The organism is Baekduia sp. (assembly GCF_035318805.1).
Classification (GTDB): Bacteria; Actinomycetota; Thermoleophilia; order Solirubrobacterales; family Solirubrobacteraceae; genus Baekduia.
The window spans coordinates 1-22,617 of the sequence record NZ_DATHDY010000104.1 but is presented as its reverse complement, the minus strand read 5'-3'; the positions used below and the strand labels follow the sequence as shown (position 1 = coordinate 22,617).

The 22,617-nt window shown below is 73.2% G+C and carries 19 protein-coding genes and 1 pseudogene; 12 read left to right on the top strand and 8 right to left on the bottom strand.

Translation table 11 applies throughout. From position 1 onward, the window contains the following. The 5 genes and pseudogenes from VK501_RS22125 to VK501_RS22105 all read left to right on the top strand — a co-directional run. Positions 1–880, top strand: a pseudogene (locus VK501_RS22125) (methane monooxygenase); the annotation flags it as partial. Beyond that, positions 877–1,932 carry a 2Fe-2S iron-sulfur cluster binding domain-containing protein gene (locus VK501_RS22120; protein WP_324341292.1) on the top strand — a complete coding sequence of 352 codons (1,056 nt, stop codon included), beginning with the start codon at positions 877–879 and terminating at the stop codon, positions 1,930–1,932. The pseudogene VK501_RS22125 and the gene VK501_RS22120, both read left to right, overlap by 4 nt. After that, positions 1,929–2,285 (top strand): propane 2-monooxygenase effector subunit MimD, encoded by a 357-nt coding sequence (gene mimD, locus VK501_RS22115; protein WP_324341290.1) that lies wholly within the window; start codon positions 1,929–1,931, stop codon positions 2,283–2,285. Before VK501_RS22120 ends, mimD begins: the two co-directional genes overlap by 4 nt. Before the next feature lie 14 nt (positions 2,286–2,299). Then, the gene (locus VK501_RS22110) at positions 2,300–3,310 is read left to right on the top strand and encodes an amidohydrolase family protein (protein WP_324341288.1); all 1,011 of its coding nucleotides are present in this window, start codon (positions 2,300–2,302) and stop codon (positions 3,308–3,310) included. Further along, the gene (locus VK501_RS22105; RefSeq protein WP_324341285.1) at positions 3,307–3,999 is read left to right on the top strand and encodes an iron-sulfur cluster assembly protein; all 693 of its coding nucleotides are present in this window, start codon (positions 3,307–3,309) and stop codon (positions 3,997–3,999) included. Before VK501_RS22110 ends, VK501_RS22105 begins: the two co-directional genes overlap by 4 nt. A 14-nt stretch (positions 4,000–4,013) precedes the next feature. Here VK501_RS22105 and VK501_RS22100 read toward each other — a convergent pair whose 3' ends face one another. After that, positions 4,014–4,289 (bottom strand): hypothetical protein, encoded by a 276-nt coding sequence (locus tag VK501_RS22100; protein WP_324341284.1) that lies wholly within the window; start codon positions 4,287–4,289, stop codon positions 4,014–4,016. Positions 4,290–4,483: 194 nt separating this feature from the next. Between VK501_RS22100 and asnB the strand changes: the two genes are divergently transcribed. Next, a complete protein-coding gene (gene asnB, locus VK501_RS22095) occupies positions 4,484–6,322 on the top strand; it encodes an asparagine synthase (glutamine-hydrolyzing) (protein ID WP_324341283.1) in 1,839 nt (612 codons plus the stop codon). Positions 6,323–7,179: 857 nt separating this feature from the next. Here the strand turns inward: asnB and VK501_RS22090 are convergent. Further along, on the bottom strand, positions 7,180–7,362 hold the full coding sequence (locus tag VK501_RS22090) for a hypothetical protein (protein ID WP_324341281.1): 183 nt from the start codon (positions 7,360–7,362) through the stop codon (positions 7,180–7,182). A gap of 492 nt (positions 7,363–7,854) precedes the next feature. On the opposite strand from VK501_RS22090, the gene VK501_RS22085 reads away from it, so the two are divergent. After that, positions 7,855–8,142, top strand: coding sequence for a hypothetical protein (locus tag VK501_RS22085; RefSeq protein WP_324341279.1), 288 nt, complete (start codon positions 7,855–7,857; stop codon positions 8,140–8,142). A gap of 145 nt (positions 8,143–8,287) precedes the next feature. Then, on the top strand, positions 8,288–9,610 hold the full coding sequence (locus tag VK501_RS22080; protein ID WP_324341277.1) for a condensation domain-containing protein: 1,323 nt from the start codon (positions 8,288–8,290) through the stop codon (positions 9,608–9,610). Here VK501_RS22080 and VK501_RS22075 read toward each other — a convergent pair whose 3' ends face one another. The 4 genes from VK501_RS22075 to VK501_RS22060 all read right to left on the bottom strand — a co-directional run bounded on the left by VK501_RS22075 (position 9,611) and on the right by VK501_RS22060 (position 14,288). Then, a complete protein-coding gene (locus VK501_RS22075) occupies positions 9,611–10,918 on the bottom strand; it encodes a PucR family transcriptional regulator (protein WP_324341275.1) in 1,308 nt (435 codons plus the stop codon). 1 nt (position 10,919) lies between these two features. After that, positions 10,920–11,702 (bottom strand): helix-turn-helix domain-containing protein, encoded by a 783-nt coding sequence (locus VK501_RS22070; protein ID WP_324341273.1) that lies wholly within the window; start codon positions 11,700–11,702, stop codon positions 10,920–10,922. A 255-nt stretch (positions 11,703–11,957) separates the two neighbouring features. Then, positions 11,958–12,743: a response regulator transcription factor gene (locus VK501_RS22065; protein ID WP_324341271.1), complete on the bottom strand. Its 786-nt coding sequence runs from the start codon at positions 12,741–12,743 to the stop codon at positions 11,958–11,960. Between the two features lie 150 nt (positions 12,744–12,893). Further along, a complete protein-coding gene (locus VK501_RS22060; RefSeq protein ID WP_324341269.1) occupies positions 12,894–14,288 on the bottom strand; it encodes a hybrid sensor histidine kinase/response regulator transcription factor in 1,395 nt (464 codons plus the stop codon). 440 nt (positions 14,289–14,728) lie between these two features. On the opposite strand from VK501_RS22060, the gene VK501_RS22055 reads away from it, so the two are divergent. Beyond that, positions 14,729–15,013, top strand: a complete 285-nt coding sequence (locus VK501_RS22055; protein ID WP_324341267.1) for a hypothetical protein — start codon at positions 14,729–14,731, stop codon at positions 15,011–15,013. A gap of 104 nt (positions 15,014–15,117) precedes the next feature. On the opposite strand, the gene VK501_RS22050 is transcribed toward VK501_RS22055, so the two are convergent. Beyond that, on the bottom strand, positions 15,118–15,606 hold the full coding sequence (locus VK501_RS22050) for a hypothetical protein (RefSeq protein WP_324341265.1): 489 nt from the start codon (positions 15,604–15,606) through the stop codon (positions 15,118–15,120). Between the two features lie 201 nt (positions 15,607–15,807). Between VK501_RS22050 and VK501_RS22045 the strand changes: the two genes are divergently transcribed. From VK501_RS22045 to ade, 3 genes are read left to right on the top strand one after another with little or no spacing between them, the layout of a single operon-like run. Further along, positions 15,808–18,630, top strand: coding sequence for a helix-turn-helix transcriptional regulator (locus tag VK501_RS22045; RefSeq protein ID WP_324341263.1), 2,823 nt, complete (start codon positions 15,808–15,810; stop codon positions 18,628–18,630). A gap of 34 nt (positions 18,631–18,664) precedes the next feature. Beyond that, complete coding sequence (locus tag VK501_RS22040) at positions 18,665–19,456, top strand: hypothetical protein (protein ID WP_324341262.1); 792 nt, start codon at positions 18,665–18,667, stop codon at positions 19,454–19,456. A gap of 48 nt (positions 19,457–19,504) precedes the next feature. After that, on the top strand, positions 19,505–21,262 hold the full coding sequence (ade, locus tag VK501_RS22035; RefSeq protein ID WP_324341260.1) for an adenine deaminase: 1,758 nt from the start codon (positions 19,505–19,507) through the stop codon (positions 21,260–21,262). Here the strand turns inward: ade and VK501_RS22030 are convergent. Then, positions 21,238–22,371: a PAS domain S-box protein gene (locus tag VK501_RS22030; protein WP_324341258.1), complete on the bottom strand. Its 1,134-nt coding sequence runs from the start codon at positions 22,369–22,371 to the stop codon at positions 21,238–21,240. The two genes, ade and VK501_RS22030, sit on opposite strands and share 25 nt — an antisense overlap. Positions 22,372–22,617: the final 246 nt, after the last annotated feature.

The following is a 22,617-nucleotide window of genomic DNA, read 5'->3' as shown; positions in this document are numbered from 1 at the left end:
GTGGAACAACCACTGCGTCGTGGACGCGGCGATCGGGACGTTCATCGAGTACGGCACCAAGGACCGCCGCAAGGACCGCGACAGCTACGCCGAGATGTGGCGCCGCTGGATCTACGACGACTACTACCGCAGCTACCTGGTCCCGCTGGAGAAGTACGGCCTGTCGGTCCCGCACGACGTCGTCGAGGAGAGCTGGAACCGGATCGTCAACAAGGGCTACGTCCACGAGGTCGCCCAGTTCTTCGCCACCGGCTGGCCGGTCAACTTCTGGCGGATCGACGCGATGGACGACACCGACTTCGAGTGGTTCGAGCACAAGTACCCGGGCTGGTACGACAAGTACGGCCCGTGGTGGGAGCGCTACGGCGAGCTCTCCCGCAAGAACGGCCACGGCCCGATCACGTTCGAGGACGCCGACTACCAGTACCCGCATCGCTGCTGGACCTGCATGGTCCCGTGCCTGATCCGCCAGGACACGGTCGTCGACGAGGTCGACGGCCAGGTCCGCACGTACTGCTCGCAGACCTGCCACTGGACCGACAAGGTCGCCTTCCGCCCCGAGTACCACGGGCGCCCGACGCCGTCGATGGGCAAGCTGGCGGGCAAGCGCGAGTGGGAGACGCTGCACCACGGCCACGACCTCGCCGAGATCATCCAGGACCTCGGGTACGTCCGCGACGACGGCAAGACGCTCGTCCCGCAGCCGCACCTCGACCTCGACCCGAAGAAGATGTGGACGCTGGACGACGTCCGCGGCAACACGCTCCTGAGCCCGAACGTGCTCTTGAACGCGATGTCGCCCGAGGAGCGCGAGAAGCACGTCGCCCACTACAAGGCCGGCGGGCCGGCCGGCCGCCCCGCTCCGGACGCGGGCGTATGACGACGGCGAGGAGCGACACGGGTCGCACGCACACCGTCCGGCTGGAGCCGGTGGGCATCGAGTTCGAGGTCGACGAGGGCGAGACGGTTCTCGACGGCGCCTTTCGCCAGGGCCTGATGCTCATGCACGGCTGCAAGGAGGGCCAGTGCACGGCGTGCAAGTCGTTCCTTCTGGACGGCGACGTCGACCTGGAGCGCTACTCGACCTTCGCGCTGCCCGACTTCGAGGAGGAGGAGGGCTGGACGCTGCTGTGCCGGGCCCACGCCCTCTCCGACCTCGAGGTCGAGCTCGTCAACTACGACGAGGAGGTCCTGCGCAACGGGACGACGCTGCGGACCGTGCGCACGCGCGTCGAGGCGATCGAGCCGCTCACCCGCGACATCCGCCGGGTCGTCGTCTGCGTCGAGGAGGGCGAGATGCCCTTCCTCGCGGGACAGTACGTCGACGTCCGGATCCCCGGAACCGACGAGCACCGCTCGTTCTCGATGGCCAATCTCCCGGGCGACGACGGCCGCCTGGAGTTCATGATCAAGCTCTATCCCGGCGGCCGCTTCTCGGGCGTCCTGGCCGACGGGCGCCTACGGGTCGGCGACGAGCTGGAGGTGACGGGCCCGTACGGCATGTTCACGCTGCGGGACACGGGCCGCCCGCTCCTGTTCGTCGGCGGCGGCGCGGGCATGGCGCCGATCCTGTCGCTGCTGCGCTCGATGGCCCACCAGGGCGTCGCGCGTCCCGCCGTCTACTACTACGGCGCGTGTGAGGAGCAGGACCTCTTCCACCTCGACGAGCTGAAGGCGCTGGCGGCCGCCCTCCCGGACTTCCGCTTCGTGCCCGCGCTCTCGGACGCCGACTGGCCGGGCGAGACCGGCCTCGTCACCGACGTGGTCGACCGCTGCGAGCCGGATCTCGCAGAGGTCGACGCGTACCTCTGCGGCCCGCCGCCGATGGTCGACGCGGCGACGGAGCTGCTCCTGCGCCGCGGCGCGTCGGAGGAGCACATCCACTTCGACAAGTTCACCACGACCACCAACGCGCAGGAGACCCCCACATGAGCACCGAGACCAACGGCCGTTTCAACGCCAACCCCACCTCGTCGAACCGGACCGGCGTGACGTTGATGAACAACCAGGTCGGCCACGTCGTGGCGCAGGTCATGGCGGGCAAGCCCGACATCACGCTGCAGGAGCTTCCGTCGATGATCCGCGTCGACGGCCTGGGCAAGATCGAGTTCGGCTTCGCCGAGATCGCCGAGGCCCTCGGATGGGACGAGTTCGGCAACGACGACTTCGAGGAGATCATGTCCACCCACTACGGCCGCATGGTCGTGTTCGACGATCGCATCCTGCTGTTCGCCAACCCCGAGGACGCCGCCGAGCACATCGGCTTCGACCTCGAGGCCATCTAGGCGGGAGGAGCGCGATGTACGAGAAGGACGGCGAGCGCTACTTCATCGTGGACGGGCACGTGCACTTCTGGGACGCCCGGCCCGAGAACCGCAACCGGTTCGGCGAGGGCTTCATCAAGTCCTTCTACGACTACCACCGCAACCTGGGGCCAGAGGAGTACCTCTGGTCCCTGGAGAAGTTCGAGGCCTACAGCGAGGACGACCTGCTGCACGACCTGTTCGAGATCGGCTACGTCGACCACGCGATCTTCCAGCCCACGTACCTGACCGACTTCTTCCCCGGCGGCTTCAACACCACCGAGCAGGACGCCGCCGTGGCCGAGAAGCATCCCGGCCTGTTCACCGCCAACGGGGCCTTCGACCCGCGCGACGGCAAGGCCGGCCTCGCCAAGCTCGAGGCGCTGCACGACCGCTACGACCTCAAGGGCGTCAAGCTCTACACCGCCGAGTGGAAGGGCGCGTCCCGCGGGTTCAGGCTCGACACGCCGGAGACCGCGCGCTACCTGGAGAAGGTCCAGGAGCTCGGGATCAAGAACGTCCACGTCCACAAGGGCCCGACGATCTGGCCGCTGGACCGCGACGCCTTCGACGTCAAGGACGTCGACGGCGCGGCGACCGCCTTCCCGGAGCTGAACTTCATCGTCGAGCACGTGGGCCTGCCGCGCCTGGAGGACTTCTGCTGGATCGCCACGCAGGAGCCCAACGTGTACGGCGGCCTGCCGGTCGCACTGCCGTTCATCCACACCCGGCCCCGCTACTTCGCCCAGATCATCGGTGAGCTCCTCTACTGGATCGGCGAGGACCGGATCCTGTTCGGCAGCGACTACGCGATCTGGCAGCCCAAGTGGCTGATCGAGAAGTTCGTGGACTTCCAGATCCCCGAGGACCTGCAGTCGGAGCTCGGCCTGCTGACGACCGGCATCAAGAAGAAGATCCTCGGCCTCAACGCGGCGAAGCTCTACGACCTCGAGGTCCCCGCCGCCGGCGCCCGCGCGGTCGCCCCCCAGCCGGCGAGCGCCGCATGATCACCGCCGATGCGGTCATGGCCGTCCTCGCGGGCGTCCGGGACCCGGAGATCGACGAGCCGCTGACCGACCTCGGGTTCGTCGCCGGCGTGGACGTCGACGGTTCGCGCGTCGACGTCCGCCTGCGGCTGCCGACGTACTTCTGCGCGCCGAACTTCGCCTACCTGATGGCGGCCGACGCGCTCGAGGCGGTACGGGCGCTCCCGGGCGTCGTGGACGCGACGGTCACGCTCGACGACCACTTCGCCTCGGGTGAGATCAACGGGGCGATCGCGGGCGGCGGACGGTTCGCCGACGCGTTCCCCGGCGAAAGCGCCGGCGGGCTCGGCGAGCTGCGCGCCCTGTTCACGCGCAAGGCGTTCACGGCGCGCCAGAGCCGGATGTGCGACCGCCGGCTGCGCGCCGGCCGGACGTTCGACGAGCTGGCCGCGCTGGCGCTGCGCGACCTCGACGACGATCCGGACGTCACGCGCTGCATCGCGTTGCGCCGGCAGCTGGGCATCGACGCGTCCACCGGCGCGCCCGCGTTCGTCCTGGCCGACGGCTCGGCGCTCGAAGCGTCCGGCCTGGAGCGCTTCATGCGCATCGCGCGCCTGGTCCGGCTCAGCCTCGAGGGCAACGCCGGGCTGTGCCGGTCGCTGCTGGCGACGCGCTACGGCGTTCCCGGTCCCGGGGACGCGACCGCCTGAGCGGTCAGCGCTCGTCAGGAACCGGTCGCGACGTCGCCGGCCGACACCACCATGTTGCCGATGGCGGCCGGGTCGGCGATCGAGCCGCCCGAGACCGAGGCGATCTGGCCGACGGAGGAGCCGATGTCGACCTGGCCTCCGCCCATGCACACGCTGTTCGCGGTGCCGGCCGTTCCGCCCTGGGCCTCGGTGCCGACGGGGGTGCTGCACGCGCCGGGTGAGAAGGCGCTGCTCGCGCTCGCCACCGGGGGGCCGGCGGTGAGCAGGGCGATGGCGGCGAGGGCCGCCACGATGGGCCTGGGGTACGTCATGGTCCTCGCCGTTCCTCTCGTCGGGGTGTGCTCCGAGACAGATCATCGTCCGCGTGGCGACGTCTGTCCGCTGGCCTGGCGGCGCGTCCCATCTGGACCCATGGCCGACGCCGGACAGGCCGCTGCCGGGGTAGGTTTTGGGAGAGGACGTGGCCCTTCGACGGAGGTGACGCATGTGTGGCATCACCGGATGGATCTCCTTCGAGCGGGACCTGGAGCCGGAGGGCGACGTCCTCGATGCGATGACCGCGACGATGGCCTGTCGCGGGCCCGATGCCTCGGGCACGTGGCTGGAGGGCCCCGCCGCGCTCGGCCATCGCAGGCTGGCGATCATCGACCTCCCCGGCGGCGTGCAGCCGATGTCGGTGCGCACCGACGCCGGCGAGGTGGTGATCGTCTACAGCGGCGAGACCTACAACTTCGTGGAGCTGCGCGAGCAGCTGCGGCAGGCCGGCGAGCGATTCGCGACCGACAGCGACACCGAGGTGGTCCTGCGCGGCTATCTGCGCTGGGGCGAGGCGCTGGCCGACCGGCTCAACGGCATGTACGCCTTCGCCATCTGGGACGGCAGGCAGCGCAAGCTCGTGATGATCCGCGACCGGCTGGGGATCAAGCCGCTGTACTTCCATCGCACGAGCGACGGCGTGCTGTTCGGGTCCGAGCCCAAGGCGATCCTGATCAATCCGCTGATCCGACCGGCGATGGACGTCGACGGCCTGCGCGAGATGTTCGCGTTCGTCAAGTCGCCCGGGAACGCGGCGTGGTCGGGCATCCGCGAGGTGGAGCCCGGGACGATCGTGACCGTCGACGCCGGCGGGCTGCGTGAGCGCTGCTACTGGCGACTGGAGACCAGGCCCCACACCGACGACCGCGAGGCCACCGTCGCGCGCGTGCGCGAGCTGCTCGACGACGTCGTGCGCCGCCAGCTCGTCGCCGACGTGCCGCGGTGCGTGCTGCTGTCCGGCGGGCTGGACTCGAGCGCGATCACCGCCTTGTCTGCGGCCGTGCTGGCGCAGGACGGCGAGCGCGTGCGCAGCTTCGCGGTGGACTTCGTCGGCCAGACCGCCAACTTCAAGCCCGACGCGTGGCGCGCGACGCCGGACACGCCCTACGCGCACGACGTCGCCGAGCACGTCGACTCGGAGCACACCGACATCGTGCTCGACCACGAGTCGCTCGCCGACCCCGCCGTCCGCCGCGCCGTGGTCGCCGCCCGCGACATCCCGACGGGCTTCGGCGACATGGACGCCTCCTTGTATCTGCTGTGCCGGGCCATTCGCGAGCGGTCCACGGTGGCGCTGTCGGGCGAGTCGGCCGACGAGCTCTTCGGCGGCTACCTCCAGTTCCACGACCCGCGGGTGCAGCAGGCCCACGAGTTCCCGTGGATCGCGATGGACCCCGGGCGCCACGCCCCCATGGACGCGATCCTGACGGCGGAGGTCCGGGCGATCCTGGACCTGGCGGAGTACCGGCGCGAGAGCTACGAGCGCGCGCTCGCCGAGATCGGGCATCTCGAATCCGAGAGCGACCTCGAGTCCCGCATGCGGATCTCGAGCTACCTGCACCTGACCCGGTTCGTGCGCCACCTGCTCGACCGCAAGGACCGCATGAGCATGGCGGTTGGGCTCGAGGTCCGGGTGCCGTTCTGCGACCACCGCCTCGTCGAGTACGTCTACAACGCGCCGTGGGCGCTGAAGACCTACGACGGCCGTGAGAAGAGCCTGCTGCGCGGCGCCACGCGTGACCTGCTGCCGGAGTCGGTGGTCGAGCGGGTCAAGAGCCCGTATCCGTCGACCCAGAGCCCCCGCTACGCCGCCGACATCCAGCACCAGGCGGCCGAACTGCTGAGCAACGCCGACCACAGCGTGTTCGCGCTGGTCGACCGCCGCTGGCTCGAGTCCGCGACGCGCTGCGGCCCGACCGCGGCCGGCGACCTCGACCGCCACGGCCTGGAGTGGACGCTGAGCCTCGCGACCTGGCTCGACCTGTATCGCCCGCGGCTGGCGCTGTGAGGGTCGTGGTGGTCTGTGGTCGGCGCCGGCGTGGTTGGCGCCCGGTGCGGGCGCGGGCGCCGGCGGTCTGCCGCGGGGGCGGGGGCTCGTTGCGCTCGCGTGGTCGGCGCCCGGTGCGCGCGTCGGTCGTGCTGCGCGCGCTGGAGAGGGCAGTGACGACGGAGGTTCGTCCGGGTGCGGGCGCGACCGGTCTGCCGCGGGGACTGGTGGGGCGGGTCGTTCGGGCGCGAACGGTTGGTCGGCGCGACGGATGGCGCGTTGACGTTGCATCTCAACGGGAAAACGCCATCCGCGGCCCGAGGCCGGCGAGCGGCACCTAGCCGTTGCATCTCAACGTCCAGGTGCCTTTCGCCGGCGGGGACGAAGACGGATGGCGATTACGGGTCGCATCTCGACCCCTATCCGCCATCCGTCAGCCGTTCAGGCCCGAACGACCCCCACCCCAGCGCCCGCGGAAGACACAAGGCGCCGGCGCCCCCGGTCACACACTCGTCACTGCCTCCAGACCCCGCCCACTCACCGCCAACGCCACAGCGGAACGCCACAACCAGAACGAGCCCCCGGCCCCGGCGCCCGCGGAGGACACCAGGCGCCGGCGCCCCCCGGTCACACACTCGTCACTGCCCCCGAACCCCGCCCGCTCACCACCAACGCCAGAGCGGAACGCCACAACCCGAACGAGCCCCCGCCCCGGCGCCCGCGGAGGACACCAGGCGCCGGCGCCCCCGGTCACACACTCGTCACTGCCCCCGAACCCCGCTCGTTCACCACCAACGCCCGAGCGGAACGCCACAAGCCACCGGCCCGACGCCCCGCCCACCCACGCCCGAGCGGGACGCCGCAAGCCACCGGCCCGCTCACGCCCGGCGCCGGCCCCCGAAGAACGGCAGGACGAACAGCGGCAGCAGCAGGGCGACGAGCGGCAGCGCCAGCAGGATGGTGACCCGGCGCGGGTCCGCGGCCGCGGCCGCGGCCGCGAGCCGAGCAGCCGGCGTCGGACGGCTCGGCGGCGCCGCCGGGGCCGCCAGTGGACGGCGCATCGCCGGTGGCGTCTTCTGCACCGGGGATGGGCTCGGGGGCGCGGCGCGTCGCGGCCGTCGTCGGACGTGCACGCGCGCCGGCCCGTGCGGACGCGGGCGCGCCCGCACGGCCACCGGCACATGCGCGGCAGGCCGGGCCGGGCGCCCGGCAGGCGGTCGAGCCGGTGTGGGCGCGGCGGCCGGCACCTGCGCGGATCCGCGCGGCTGCGGAGCCCGCGCGGACGGTGCCGGACGGGCGGGCGGCGGCGGGGCCGGCCTTGCGTGGGCGGCCGGCGGTCTCGCGTGGGCGGCCGGGGCCGGCGCCGCGGGGGCGGGCGCGGGAGCGGGCGGCGGAGCCGGGGGCGCGGGCGCCGGAGGCGGGGCCGCAGCCACCGGAGCCGGCGGCGGCGCAGCGTCGGCTTCCGGCGTGCCGTCGCCGCCGTCGCCGCCGTCGCCGCCGTCCCCCTGCGCGTCTCCACCCGGCGGCTGCCAGCCGTCGCCGGGCTGGCCCTGTTGCCCGCCCTCGTCCCCGCCATCGCCGCCGTCGCCCGGCTGGCCCTGCTGCCCGCAGCCAGCGTCACATCCGTCGCCGCCTCCCCCGCCGCCGCCTCCCCCGCCGCCGTGTCCACCGCCGCCGTGTCCACCGCCGCCGTGGTCGCCGTGGCCGGGATCGCCCACCGCGCCGGAGGGCGTTCCCATCACGGCGAGCGCGACCGCGAGGCAGCACGCGACCGCGAGCAGTGGTACGCGGGCGCGGAGCAGCAGCGCAGAGACGTCGGACGTCATTCGTTTGAATGCTGAGCCCGCTCGCACGCCTCATGAGCTGGCCGAGAGGACAGTCCCACGGCCGGATCGGCCCTCCCCGATCCCGCGCTGACCGCCATGCCGGGAGGAGCTGACACTTGGCCCAGCGCCCCGCGGCATGCGGCCCGACCATGCTGGATGCATGCCCGCGCTCCTTGAACCGCCGCCGCTCTCGGTTCCCCTGAACCTCCTCGACGAGCTGTTCCTCAACCTCGACGGTCCGGACGCGCCGTGGGGCGTCCACTTCGAGGTGCACGTCACCGGGCGAATCGACCCTGCCCGTCTCACCCCCGCGATCGCTGCGGCCGCCCGCCGTCATCCCATCGCGCGCGCCAGGCTCGCCAGCTGGCGGAAGACCGATCTCCGCTACCGGTGGGAGATCGCCGACGAGCTCGATCACGTCCCGCTGACGATCGTGTCGTGCGCCGACGAGACAGCGGTCGCGGCCGCGCGCGAGCGCCTGTTCGGCGCGAGCCCGGCCCTCGAGGTCGCGCCCCCGTTCGCCGTCGTGGTCGCGCGCGGGCCGGCCGGCGACTCGATCATGCTCAACCTCCATCACGGCGCCGGCGACGGCATCGGGTCGGTCCGGTTCATGCGCTCGATCCTTCGCGCCTATGCCGGCGAGCCGGATCCGCTGCCCAGGCACGATGCGCTTGCCGTCCGCGACCTCGTTGACATCGCCGGGGCGGCGTCGGTCGACGACCGGCTCGTGCGCGCGCGAGCGCTGGGACGGCACGCCGCGCGCCAGGTCGTCCCGACCACCCGGCTCGCTCGCCACGGCCGCGATGCCCGGCCCGGGTACGGCTTCGAGCTCGTCTCGTTCTCCGCCGCGGAGACCGCGGCCGTCGCGCGCCACCGGACCGACGGGGCGACGGTCAACGACGTGCTGCTCGCCGCGCTCGCCGTGGCCATCCGTCGCTGGAACGCGGGCCAGAAGCGGCAGGCGTGGCGGATCGCCCTGAGCATGCCGGTCAACCTCCGGCCTGACGCCTGGCGGACGGAGATCCTCGGCAACTTCGCAAGCTACGTCACGGTCTCGCTGGCCAGCTGGGAGACGAGAGATCTCTCGCGCGCCATCGCCGCTACGGCCGAGCACACCCGACGGATCAAGCGTGAGCGCCTCGCCGGGATGGTGGTCGACATGCTTGCGAAGTCCGCCGGCCTCTCGGTCGCCGCCAAGCGCCGGCTCCCCGAGCTGATCGCGATGACCGGAGACGTGGTGGTCGACACCGCGAGCCTGTCGAGCCTCGGCGTCATCGATCCGTTCCCGGCGCTCGGCCACGGCGCGGGCGCCGTCGACGCCGTGTGGTTCTCCCCGCCGTCGCGGATGCCGCTGGGCGCGGGCATCGGCGCCGCCACGCTCGAAGGCCGGCTGTACGTCACGCTGCGCCACCGCCACCCCCAGCTCGACCAGCCCGGGGCTCAGGCCTTCGCCGAGCTGTACCGCGACATCCTGCTCGGGTGACTACTGAGGCGTTCTGAGCTGCTCGAGCCGCACGGCGAGCGACAGCACCAGGAGGTCCTCCCCGTTGCGCGGATCGCGCCCGCTCAACTCGCGGATGCGGCGCAGGCGGTACGAGACGGTGTTCGGGTTCACGCAGAGGATCTGAGCGGACCGCGTGAGGTTCAGCCGCGTCTCGAGGTAGGTGCGCAGCGTGGTGAGCAGGTTCGCGTTGTGCGCGCGGTCGTAGTCGATCACGGGCCGCAGCGTCTCGGCGAGGATCCGGTTGGCGTGGGCGCTCGAGCGGACCATGTGGTCCACGAGCACCTCCTCCAGCGCGACGGCCCGGCCGCGGATTCCGGCGACGACGGCGAGGTCGGCGGCGTCGAGCGCCTCCTCGTAGGCGGACGCGATCGCGGGCAGCCCGGCGTGCCAGCCGCTCATGCCCACGCCGACGTCCATCGCCAGCGCCTCGATCAGCGCCGTGCATTCCCGCCGGACCTTGGCCAGCCCGGCCGCCCCGGAGACCGGGTAGAGCGCCACGACGTCGCCGTGGCGCATCCCGGCCAGGAGCGCACCCTGGTCGGGGCGCAGCTGCGAGCGGGTGGCGTCCACCAGGCGATCGAGGGCCACCTGCGCGGGCAGCGGTGGCTGCCGGGCATCCCCCGCATGGATCTCCGGCGCGCGGATCACGACGACCACATAGTTCTCGCCCAGCTGAAGGCGGAGCGCACCGGCCCGCCGGCGGGTGCGCTCGGTGTCGCCGTGTCCCGCGATCAGCGCATCCAGCAGGTCGTGGCGCAGCAGCCCCCGATCGCTGAGCTCGTCGAGGTAGGCCGCGGTGGCGACCGTCGCGACGAGGTCTCCGTTGGACAGCAGGCGCCCGGCGATCGTCAGGGCCGCTTCGAGCTCGTCCGGCCGGCCCGAGCGCGCCTGGTCGAGCACCGCTTCCCAGATGACCCGCGCCGTCACGAGCTGCGCATGCAGGAACGCTTCCAGCGACACCCGCTGATGCACGCGTCGCTGCGCAGCGGAGCGGACCTGCTCGAGCCGGTCGGCGGGGAACTCCGGCCCGTTCGTGAGGCTGGCCGTCAGCGCGTCGACGGTCTCCAGCGCGAACGCCGAGAAGTCGGCGAGCGCCTCGTCGTCGTCGATGAGCTCGTAGTCGGCGATCTCCTTGCGACAGCGGTCGATCATCCGCCGTGCGAGCTCGCGCCGGCCGGCCGCGATCCGGTCGGCGATCACGCGGACCGCGGGTGACCCGCGGTCTGCGCCGTCCGAGGCGGGCGTCTTGACGCCGCCGTTGCGTGCCGTCCTCCCGACGGACTTCACGTCAGCGGACGACCGTCAGCGCGTTGCGTAGGCGGGCGAGCCGGCTCACGGCGAGGGCGCGCCGCGGGTCGGCGAACTCCAGGTCGGCCAGGAAGCGCTTCCACGCCAGCGCGTCGTCCCAGCCCGAGCCGCTCTCCAGCCAGGCCCAGAGCGCCGCCGGGTCGTCGGACGTCATGACGGCCGAGCGCACCCAGGCCTCCAGCTCGTCGCGCGCGTCGACGACGCCAGGCGCTTCGGAACGCGGGAGCAGCGCCGACGGGTACCCCTGCACCGCCGCGAGTGCTCGACCGGCGCGCAGCAGGCGCTGCACGATGAGGAAGTCCGCCTCCACCTCGAGCTTGACCCGGTTGCGCTCGGTGAAGATCCGCGGCGCGATCTTCCGCAGACGGCACAGCTCGACGCGCACGCTCGCGGGCCGGCCGGCCTCGCCGTACAGCGCCACGGCAAGCTCCTCGGTGGTCATCCCGTGCGGGTGCGTGGCCAGGAGCACCAGGATCTCGGTGTGGCGCCGGCTGAGCTCGATCGTGCGCCCGGTCACCCGCAGAGCGCCGCGTTCGCGTCCGAGCGCGTAGAGCATCGGACACGGCGAGGCCGGACGGGCGCCGGTGACGTCGCGCTCGCCGACCGCAGCCTCGCCCCGGACATGCACGAGTCGGACGGGCGCTTCGGGACGCTCGCGGGTCAAGGCGACGTCGTCGCCGGGCGGGCCGGGGCCTTGCTCGCGCTCGAGCTGGCGCTTGGCGAAGGCGAGCCTGGCGTGCACCTCGTCGAGCTGACGACTCAAGTCGGCGACGCAGCGTTCCCAATACGTCTCGGGAACCGCGCGCGGGTACGCCGGCCTCTCACTCGCGCGGGACGGGTCCGGCCACGCCACGTCCCCCACCTGACCATCCGGCATCGCTGCCGTAGCCTCCATGCTCTGCCCCTTCCGCGAGAACCTGAGAACTGACAGCAACGGTGGCAGCCGCCGAAGGCGCTCGCATCCGCGAGCCCACCCGTCATCTCCCTAGTCCTGTCCTTCGTGAGGCGCGGCAGCCGGTCAGGCGCACTGGGATACGACGAGCCCCGTCTCGTAGGCGAGCCCGACCAGCTGCGCGCGGTCGCGCGCGTCGAGCTTGCGCAGGGCCCGGCTGACGTGGGTCTTGGCCGTCGCCGGGCTGATCACGAGGCGGTCGGCGATCTCCTCGTTGCTCAGACCGCCCGCGACGAGCGCCATCACCTCACGCTCGCGCGCCGTCAGCTCGGCGAGCTGGTCCGGCGCAGGCCCTAGGGACGGCACGAGCGACACGAACCGGGTGATCACCCGGCGCATCAGGCGCGGACTCAGGAGGGCCTCGCCGTTGGCCACCACGCGGACCGCGTGCAGCAGCTCGTAGGAGTCGCTGTCCTTGACCAGCAGGCCGCGGGCGCCCGCCTGCAGCGCCTCGAAGATGCATTGGTCCGTCTCGCTGTTCATCAACAGCAGCACGTTGACCTCGCCGGGCGCCGCGAGGATCTGCCGGATGGACTGGAGCACGTCCGCGCCTCCGAGCCCGGCGTCCATCACCACGACGTCCGGGCGCGTCCGCCGGGCGAGCGCGACCGCGTCCTCGCCGGTGGCCGCCTCGCCCGCCACCGTAAGGTCCGGCTGGTCCTCGACGAGCGCGCGGATGCCCGCCCGGACCAGCCGGTGGCTGTCGACGACCAGCGTGCGGATGACCGCGGGCACCGCCGACGCGCCGGACCGGGCCGAGCCCGACGGCGCGTCGGCGCCGCGAACCGGCGCCGGCTCGGCAAGGGCCGGCACGAGCCGCAGATCCGTCGCTCCAGCCGCCGCGCCGGCCATCACGACCAGCCTCCGCGTCCCGTCACGAGCGGATGGGCTGTCCTCCGGGTCAGTTCGACAACGTTCGGGATCTGCATGAGGTCCCCGAGTTGTACGCCCGGCGAGTTGCAACCGCGTAACGTTGCGCCGGCGTCCGCCGGCGCGCAACGGTCAGGACTCGTCGGGACCTGAGATCCCGGCGGCGTGCGCGAGCGCGATCGCCTCGGTGCGGGACTGCACGTCGAGCTTGTGCAGGATGTTCGAGACGTGGAACTTGACGGTGCGGACCGTGATGAACAACCGCTCGGCGATGTCGCCGTTGCGCAGTCCGGCGACCAGCAGCTCCAGAACCTCGCGCTCGCGCGCACGCAGGTGCGAGATGAGCTCGGCGGCGGGCGTCTCGGGCGCGAGCGGCGGCCCGTGCAGCGGCAGCTCGCAGACGACGGCGGTTCCCCACTGGGGCGTCGTGTCGACCTCGACGGTCGCGCGGAGTCCCGCCACGCGGCGCCGCATGTAAGCGAGCTCCCGGCGGGGCCGGTCGTGGTGCGCGGGGAACCCGTCGCCGTCGTCGGCGACGACGACGGTCAGCGCATCTCCGGTCAGGCGCCACTGCACCCGGACCTTGCCGGCGCCCGGGTGATGCGTGGTGTTGAGCGCGCTGGCGCGGGTGACGATCCGCGCCGCGTGCGCGATCGCCCGCGGAAGGCGCGCGTCCTCCGCCGCGTCGAGCCCGACGACGAGCTGGAGCTCGCCGGAGCGCACGATCCCTCGGACCTCGTCCTCGGCGTCGGCGAACGTCTGCGCCACCGCGACCTCGGTCGACGCCTCCTCGCGCCTGGACCCGGCCTTGAGCTCCAGCAGCTCTCCGGACGCCAGATCGATCGCCTCGAGCACCTCGGGAGGCACTGAGCGAGATCCGCTCGGACCGCCGGCTCGCCGCAGCGTCTGCAGCAATGAGGAGAGCGTGGCGGCCTGACGGCTGTGCATCTCCGAGCGCACGCGCTTGCGCTCCTGGTTGATGGCCAGCGAGAACGCCAGCGTGCCGGGCGACGGATCCTGGTCCACGCTGCGCGCGCGGGCGGCCGTGAGGATCGCCACCCGCATCGCTGCGCGCTCCTGCTCCGGGTTGACCTGGAGCGGTCCGCTGGCGCCCAGGATGAGCGCGACGGCCTGCTTCCCGGCCCCCGCGACCCAGCCGGCGAGGCGCACGCCCCCGCCGAGGTCAGGCAGCACGAGCCGTGTTGCCCCGCATCCTTCCGGAAGGTCGCTGCCGACCATCGCCGACCAGTCGAACCCTACGACCCGCTCGAGCAGCTCCGGCGGTGCCGCGATCTGGACCGGGAGGTCGGGCGAGCCGGGCGTCACCAGCACGAGCGCGTCGTGCGGGAGGACCGGCGCGAGCGCCGCCTGCGCGCGCTCGGCAACCTCGAACCCCCGCGCGCTGACGAGCTCGGCGAGCGCACGGAAGTCGGCCTCCGGCCAGCCAGGGCCCGCGTCGGGCGCCGCTTCGGCGACGCGCAGATGCGGCTGCGGCATCTGCGTCGCATGGGCGAGGCGCGCGCTCATGCGAGCTCCCCGGACGCGGTCCGAGCGAGGTCTGGCACGTGGCCCGAGATCGTCTGGTTCAGCAACATCGAGGTCATGCTGGCGACCGGGCGCGGGTTTGTCGTCAGCCCGGCGATGACTTTGCCTCTACGTCAGGCGTGCCAGCCGCCGTGCCGGCTACACCGGTCGGCGTACCGGGCCGTCGGCCACCGGCCGGGCGCGCCGCGCGGACGCTGGGCGAACGCTGCGGTGCCGCTTCCCTCCCCTGGGAGGAGACACGGGTGCAGGCTGGTGAGGTGCCCGATGCGAACGGCCTCAGGTGACGCGACGCTGGTGACGCCGCGCCGTGCCGGCGGGCGGTGCGCCTCGTCCCGAGGGTCGGGCCGGTGCTGGTCTCCCGACAGGCGATCCCGTGGCGCGATGACGCCTACGCTTGCCGACACCTCAAGCCAGGTTCCCGTATGACAAGACACCTACGTCAGGCCATCCCCACCCCCATCCGCACCGAGCTGGCGCGCTACCGGATCAGCGCTGGTGAGCGCATCGTCTACGGCCAGCGGGTCGGCGGCTTGGTCCGCGTCACCGACGCACCCGGCGAGGGCGGTGGTCCCCGCTACATCGTCGAGAGCGGGTTGACCTCCGAGGCCGAAGTCGATGCGCTCATCAGCGATTACGTCGCCGAGGCGCAGCGCTGCGACCAGATCCCCATCCGGCACTCCCCCTTCGACGAGGAGCTCGCCGCCTGAGTGGGTGGTTAGGGGTGCCGTAGGCGGCCAGCGAGGGCGAGGCCCACGACGGGCGGCCATCGCCGCCGGAGGTGGGTCCCCAGTCGCGATAGCGACACCGTCTCCTACGCGGTGACGCGCGACGCGCGCCACACGAGCGCGGATGCGCAGCACGCGAGGGCGATCGCGCCCGCGAGGACCAGGTAGAGGCCCCACGCGGGATCGAGGTAGCGGTACTGCTGGCCGAAGATGGTGGTCACGGCCCCGCCCGAGTGGATCTTGCTCAAGGTCGCGACCGCCTGCACCGCGCCGAGCACGGCCGCGATGCCCGCCACGATCAGCGGCAGGCGCGCCTTGCGCAGCTGATGCAGGCCCAGCATCGCGAGGCCCACGACACCGACCATCACCGAGCGCCAGCCATGCATGCTGGTGCCGCTCAGCGAGGCGAACCCGAACGCCGTCGCCCACGGACCGACGCCGCCGATGATCATGCTCAGCGAGGCCAGCGACGCCAGCCAGAAGCTCGCCGGCTGCGCGCCGAACGCCGCCGCGACGTCCATGCGCGTGCCCGGGGAGGTCGCATCGCGATCGGTGGCCTGCCGTTGCTCGAACATGCTCCCGAGGCTATGGGCGGCCGGCGCGGCGGTGCGTGGCCGAAGGTTCGGGGCGAGCTGAACCGAGGTCGCTGCCCCCGGGGCGCGACCGCCCGCGTCCATTGCGGTGCCGGGAACCTCTTGGAGCCCAGGGTTCCTGGAGGTTCCCTGCCTGCGGGGCGCCGGTTTGACTCGGCGGTGGATGCCGGGTACCCGTGAGACATGGACACGCCTACCCCGGTGAGCGGGGGTGACGCAGCGTCGCGCGCGGGCCGGTCCCGCGCGTTGCGGGGGCGGCGCAGCGAGTGCCAGGCGCTCGACGAGCTGCTGGACGCGGCCGGCGCGGGTGCGAGCCGGGTGCTGGTGCTGCGCGGCCAGCCGGGCGTGGGCAAGTCGGCGTTGTTGGAGTACGCGGTGCAGCGGGCGTCGAGCTGTCGCGTGGCGCGCGCCGCAGGGGTGCCGTCTGAGATGCGGCTGCCGTTCGCGGGGTTGCATCAGCTGTGCGCGCCGATGCTGGATCGGCTGGAGTGTCTGCCGGCTCCTCAGCGCGAGGCGCTGAGCACGGCGTTCGGGTTGAGCGACGGCGAGGCGCCGGATCGCTTTCTGGTCAGCCTGGCGGTGCTCGGCCTGCTGGGCGAGGTGGCCGGCCAGCAGCCGCTGGTCTGCGTGGTGGATGACGCGCAGTGGCTGGATCGGGCCTCGGCAGAGGCGCTGGCGTTCGTCGCGCGGCGGCTGTCGGCGGGGTCGCTGGCGATCGTCTTTGCGGTGCTCGACTCCGGTGAGGAGGACGAGCTGTCGGGGCTGCCGGAGCTGGTCGTCGAGGGTCTCGGCGATCGTGACGCGCAGGCGTTGTTGGGGTCGGTGCTCCGGGGGCCGCTGGACGAGCGGGTGCGCGATCGGATCGTGGCCGAGACGCGCGGCAACCCGTCGGCGCTGCTGGAGTTGGCCTACGGGGTGACGTCGGCGGCGCTGGCCGGCGGGTTCGGGCTGCCGGACGCGCCGGCGCGGTCGGGCCCGATCGAGGAGCGCTTCGTCCGGCAGCTGGAGGCGCTCCCCGCAGCGACGCGGCACTTGCTGCTGGTCGCGGCGGCCGAGCCGCTCGGCGACCCGGGACTGCTGTGGCGCGCGGCCCAGCGGCTGGGGATCGCCGACGAGGCGGCGACACCGGCCGAGGCAGCGGGCCTGTGCGACTTCGCAGCGCGCGTGCGGTTTCGCCATCCGCTGCTGCGCTCGGCGGTCTACCGGGCCGCAGCGCCGCAGGAGCGCCAGAGCGTGCACCACACGCTGGCGGAGGCGACCGATCCCGAGGCCGATCCCGATCGCCGCGCGTGGCATCGCGCGCAGGCCGCGCCGGGCCCCGACGCGGACGTCGCGCAGGAGCTCGAGCGGTCGGCCGGCCGGGCCCGGGCGCGCGGCGGCCCGGCCGCGGCCGCCGCCTTCCTGGAGCGCGCGACCGCGCTGACGCTCGATCCGGCGCTGCGGGCGGCGCGTGCGCTGGCCGCGGCACAGGCGACGTACGAGGCCGGGGCGCCCGACGCGGCACTGCAGCTGCTGGCCGCGGCGGAGGGCGGGCCGCTCGACGAGCTCCAGCGTGCGCGGGTGGAGCTGCTGCACGGCCACATGGCGTTCCATTCCCCGCGCGGCAGCGACGCTCCGCCGCTGCTGCTCGAGGCCGCGCGGCGGCTCGCGCCGCTCGACGCGGAGCTTGCGCGCGAGACGTATCTCGACGCGCTCTGCGCGGCGCTGTTCGCCGGCCGGCTGGGCCGCGACGCCGGTGTCCTGGAGGCGGCGAAGGCCGCGCGGGCGGCCGGGGCGGCCGGATCCTCTCCGGGGGCCGCGCGGGCGCCCGATCTCCTGCTCGACGGCCTGGCGGTGCTGATCACCGACGGGCACGCGGCCGGCGCGCCGGCCCTCGCGCGGGCGCTCGGCGCGTTCCGCGGCCAGGACACCTCCCGAGAGGAGGGGCTCCGCTGGCTCGGGCTCGCCGCGCACGCCGCCGCGGACATGTGGGACGACGAGACGCGGCACGTGCTCTCCAGCCGCCACGTCGAGCTCGCCCGCGAGGCCGGCGCGCTCCCCGCGCTCCGGGTCGCTCTCTCCACCCGCATCCTCGTGCACCTCTTCGCCGGCGAGCTCGACCTGGCCGCGGCGCTGGTCGAGGAGCTGGAGGTGGCGACCGAGGCGAAGGGGAGCCACCTCCCGCCCTACGGCGCCCTGGCGCTCGCGGCGTTCCAGGGGCGTGACACCGAGGTCTCCCAGCTGAGCGAGGCCACCGTCAAGGAGGTGATGCGCCGGGGCGAGGGCATGGGGCTGAGCCTCGTCCACTCGGCGAGCGCGGTGCTCCTCAACGGCGCCGGCCGGTACGAGGAGGCGCTGGCCGCGGCCCGGCGCACCGGGGAGTGCCCGCAGGAGCTGCTGTTCCCCAACTGGGCGCTGGTCGAGCTGATCGAGGCGGCCGTCCGCAGCGGGCAGGCCGAGGCCGCCGCCGACGCCGTCGGGCGGCTGTCGGAGACGACGCGCGCCAGTGGCACCGACTGGGCGCTGGGCGTCGAGGCGCGCTCGCGCGCGCTGCTGAGCGAGGGCGCGGCCGCCGACGACCTCTACCGCGAGGCGATCGAGCGCCTGGGCCGCACGCGCGTGCGCATCGAGCTCGGCCGCGCCCACCTCCTCTACGGCGAATGGCTGCGCCGCGAGAACCGGCGCCTGGACGCGCGCGAGCACCTCCGGCGCGCCCACGAGATGTTCCGCGCGATGGGCGCCGAGGCATTCGCCGAACGCGCCCGCCACGAGCTGCTGACCACCGGCGAGACCGCCCGCAAGCGCTCCATCGAGACGCGCAACGCGCTGACGCCGCAGGAGGCGCAGATCGCCTGGCTGGCCCGCGACGGCCTCTCCAACCCCGAGATCGGCAGCCGGCTGTTCATCAGCCCCCGCACCGTCGAGTACCACCTGCGCAAGGTCTTCGCCAAGCTCAGCATCAGCTCGCGCAACCAGCTCCGCGACGTCCTGCCCGACCCGGGAACCGGCGCCGCGCAGGCGGCGTAGCCGGGCGTCCGCGCGCTCGCCTAAGGTCGAGCCGATGCCGGTGTTTCACTGCGTGACCTGCGGCGCCCAGTATCCCGAGGCCGACGCCCCGCCCGCGGCGTGCCCGATCTGCGAGGACGACCGGCAGTACGTCGGACCCGACGGGCAGCAGTGGATCACCGGCGAGGCGCTCGCCGCCGGCCACCGCAGCCGCGTCTCAGAGCTCGAACCCGGGCTGCTCGGCCTCGGCGTCGAGCCGAGCTTCGCGATCGGGCAGCGCGCGCTGCACGTCGGCGGGCTGCTGTGGGACTGCGTGCCGATGATCGACGACGCCGGCGTCGATGCACTCGAGGCCGCGGGAGGCGTGCGCGACATCGCGATCTCCCACCCTCACTACTACACGGGCATGGCCGACCTGGCCGAGCGCCTGGACGCGCGGATCCTGCTCCATGAGGCCGACCGCCGATGGATCACGCGCCCCGACGCTCGGATCGAGCTGTGGAGCGGCGACCGCCTCCGCGTGGGCGACGACCTCGAGCTCGTGCGCCTCGGCGGACACTTCGAGGGAGGGACGGTCTGCCTCTGGGCCGGCGGCGCCGAGGGACGCGGAGCGCTGCTCAGCGGCGACGTCGTGCAGGTCATCCCCGACCGCGACTGGGTGAGCTTCATGTACAGCTACCCGAACCTCATCCCCCTGCCGGCGCGCGAGATCGCCCGGATCCGCGCGGCGGTCGCCGATCTCGCCTTCGACCGCATCTACGGCGCCTGGTGGCACACGGTCGTCGACTCCGGGGGCCTCGGGAAGGTGCTGCGCTCGGCCGACCGCTACATCGCGGCGCTGGCCTGACCGAGGCCTTCTCACCGCTCCCGGGCGGTGGTTAACTCGGTCGCGAGCATGAGCGGGATCGCACGTACTTCAGGTGCGGTGGATGATCTCGGCGAGGTCATCAGGGCGGCCCGCGGCGAGGTCGAGGCCGACCTGCTGCTGCGTGGATGCCGCGTGGTGAACGTGTTCACGCACGAGATCGAGGAGACCGCGGTCGCGGTGCGCGGCGATCGCATCGTCGGGCTCGGCGACCGGCCGGCGCGCGAGGTCGTCGATCTCGACGGCCGGTACGTGTGCCCGGGGCTGATCGACGCGCACGTGCACATCGAGATCTCGATGCTGCCGCCGCATCGGTTCGCCGACGCGGTCCTGCCGCACGGTGTCACGTCGGTCGTGTGCGATCCGCACGAGATCGCGAACGTCCTGGGCGCCGAGGGCGTTCGCTACATGCTCGACGTCAGCGAGGGACTGGATCTGTCGGTCCTCGTGATGGCGCCGTCCTGCGTCCCGACGTCGTCGATGGAGACGTCGGGCGCGGAGCTCGGCACGGAGGACCTCGTCGCGCTCGCCGAGCACCCGCGGGTGCTGGGCCTCGCCGAGATGATGAACTTCCCGGGCGTCCTGGCCGGCAGCGACGAGGTGCTGGACAAGCTGCGCGGGTTCGCCGGGCGACCGGTGGACGGGCATGTCCCGGGGCTGACCGGCCCGGACCTCCAGGCCTACGCCGGCGCCGGCATCTCGAGCGACCACGAGTCGGTCACCGCGGAGGAGGCGCGCGAGAAGCTGCGGCTGGGCATGACGGTGTTCCTGCGCGAGGCGTCCAACGCCCGGAACCTGATCGACCTGCTGCCGGCCGTGGACGAGCACACCGCGCGCCGGTGCGCGTTCGCGACCGACGATCGCGTGCCCGGCGAGCTGCTGCGCGACGGGTCGGTCGACGCGCTCGTGCGCCTCGGCGTTCGCGGCGGCCTCGACCCGGTCACCGCGATCACCATGGCAACGCTCAACCCCGCTGAGCACTACGGGCTGCGCGACCGCGGGGCCGTGGCGCCCGGACGGCGCGCCGACCTCTTCGTGACGTCGGATCTCCGCGCGCTGCCCGTCGAGCTCGTGGTCGCCGGCGGAGCGATCGTCGCGCGCGACGGGCGGCGGCTGCGCGACAGCGTCGCGCCCCCAACGACGCTTCCCGACACCTTCCGCGTCGCGTGGCCGGCGGACCTGGGACTGCCCGCGCGGGGACGCCGGGCGCGCGTCATCGGCATCGTCGAGGACCAGCTGCTCACCACGGCGCACATCGAGGAGGTGCCCGTCGAGGACGGCGTGGCCGTTGCCGATCCCGACCGCGACGTGTTGCGCCTGAGCGTCATCGAGCGCCACCGCGCGACCGGCAACGTCGGCATGGGGTTCGTCCGCGGCTTCGGCCTGCGGCGCGGCGCGATGGCCTCGAGCGTCGCCAACGACTGCCACAACCTCGTCGTCGTCGCCGCCGACGACGCCGACGGCCTGGCCGCGGCGCGCGCGGTCGCCGACATGGGCGGCGGCATCGCGGTGGTCGCGGGCGGCGAGCTGCAGGCGGCGGTCGCACTCCCGCTCGCCGGGCTCATGGCCGACCGCGCGCCGGAGGTGGTGGCCGATCAGCTCGACGCCGCGACGTCCGCGGTCCGGCAGCTCGGCTGCCCGGTCTCCGCTCCGTTCATGGCGATGAGCTTCCTCGCGCTGCCCGTGATCCCGCACCTCAAGCTGACCGACCGCGGGCTCGTCGACGTCGACGCGTTCGCGTTCGTGGACGTCTTCGTCGACGATCAGGCGAGCCGCTCGATGTCGTGAGGCGGCACGTCGAGCTCGGCCGCCGCGGCCGGCGGCGCCGGAGTCGACAGCGGGATCTCGGCGCGGACGCACGTGCCCTTGCCCGGCTGGCTCGACACCGTCAGCGTGCCGTCGAGCGCCGCGAGGCGGTCGGCGAGTCCGGCGAGGCCCCTGCCGGCGGAGGCTCGCGCGCCGCCGATGCCGTCGTCGTCGACCGTCAGGACGAGATGGCTCTCCGTCCGCGTCGTGGTGACGCGGGCGGTTGACGCGCGCGCGTACTTGGCGACGTTCGTGAGGGCCTCCGCCGCCACGAAGTAGGCGGCCAGCTCCACGGGCTCCGGGTAGCGCTCGTCGGCGACGTCGACCACGACGGGCACCGACGCCCGGTCCGCCATGGCCCGCACCCCGGCGGCAAGACCGCTCCGGGTGAGCACCGCGGGATGGATGCCGTGCGCCAGCTCGCGGAGCTCGTCGATCGCCGAGCGCGCGTCGCCGAGCGCGTCGCCGACCAGCGTCCGCACCTCGCCGGGCACGTCCCCGCCCCGGAGGGCGAGCTGGAGGGCCAGCACGATGCGCACGAGCCCCGACTGAGCGCCGTCATGGAGATCCCGGACCAGCCGGCGGCGCTGCTCGTCGGCTGCCTCGACGATCCTGGTCCGCGACGCACGGACCTCGCCGAGGCGCGCCCGCTCGACGTCGTACCGCCGGCGCTCCTGCTCGGCCTCCACGCTCGCGGTCAGGTCGTGGAACGTCATCGCGGTCCCCATCCGGCCGTCGATCTCCATCTGGACGCAGTGGATCGAGATCGGGACCATGCTGCCGTCCTTGCGGACCCACCAGTCGCGCTCCATGCGGATCGGCTCGCCGCGCCGGGTGGCGTGCGTGATCGGGCAGTCCTCCGCCGGGTACGGCGACCCGTCCGGGTGCTTCCAGTGGACGGTGTCGTGGCTGGGACGGCCGAGCAACTCGTCGTCGCTGTCGTATCCCAGCGTCCGCACGGCCGCGTCGTTGACGAACGCGATCCGGTCGTCCCCGTCCACCAGCCACAGCGGGATCTCGCCGCTGATCACGAGCGCCTCCTGCACCTCGCCGGCGCTCCAGCGCCGCCGCCGCCGCCCGTCCGACCTCATGCCTGGCTCCGCCATGCCCGGCCGAGTTAACCACCGCGGCCCGCGGTTCGGAAGGCATGGAAGAACCCTGGAAATCCCTCGGGATGAGTTGTTCCACGGGTTCGCTGCCGCCGCTGACCGGCCCGGCCGGCGCCTGAGGCCACCCGATCCCTTGCCGATCCGACCAGGATCGGCTGCGAGATCGTGCGACCTCAGGCATCCGCCCGGACCAGCCATCGACGGGACCGCCTCGTGGAACAACCCATC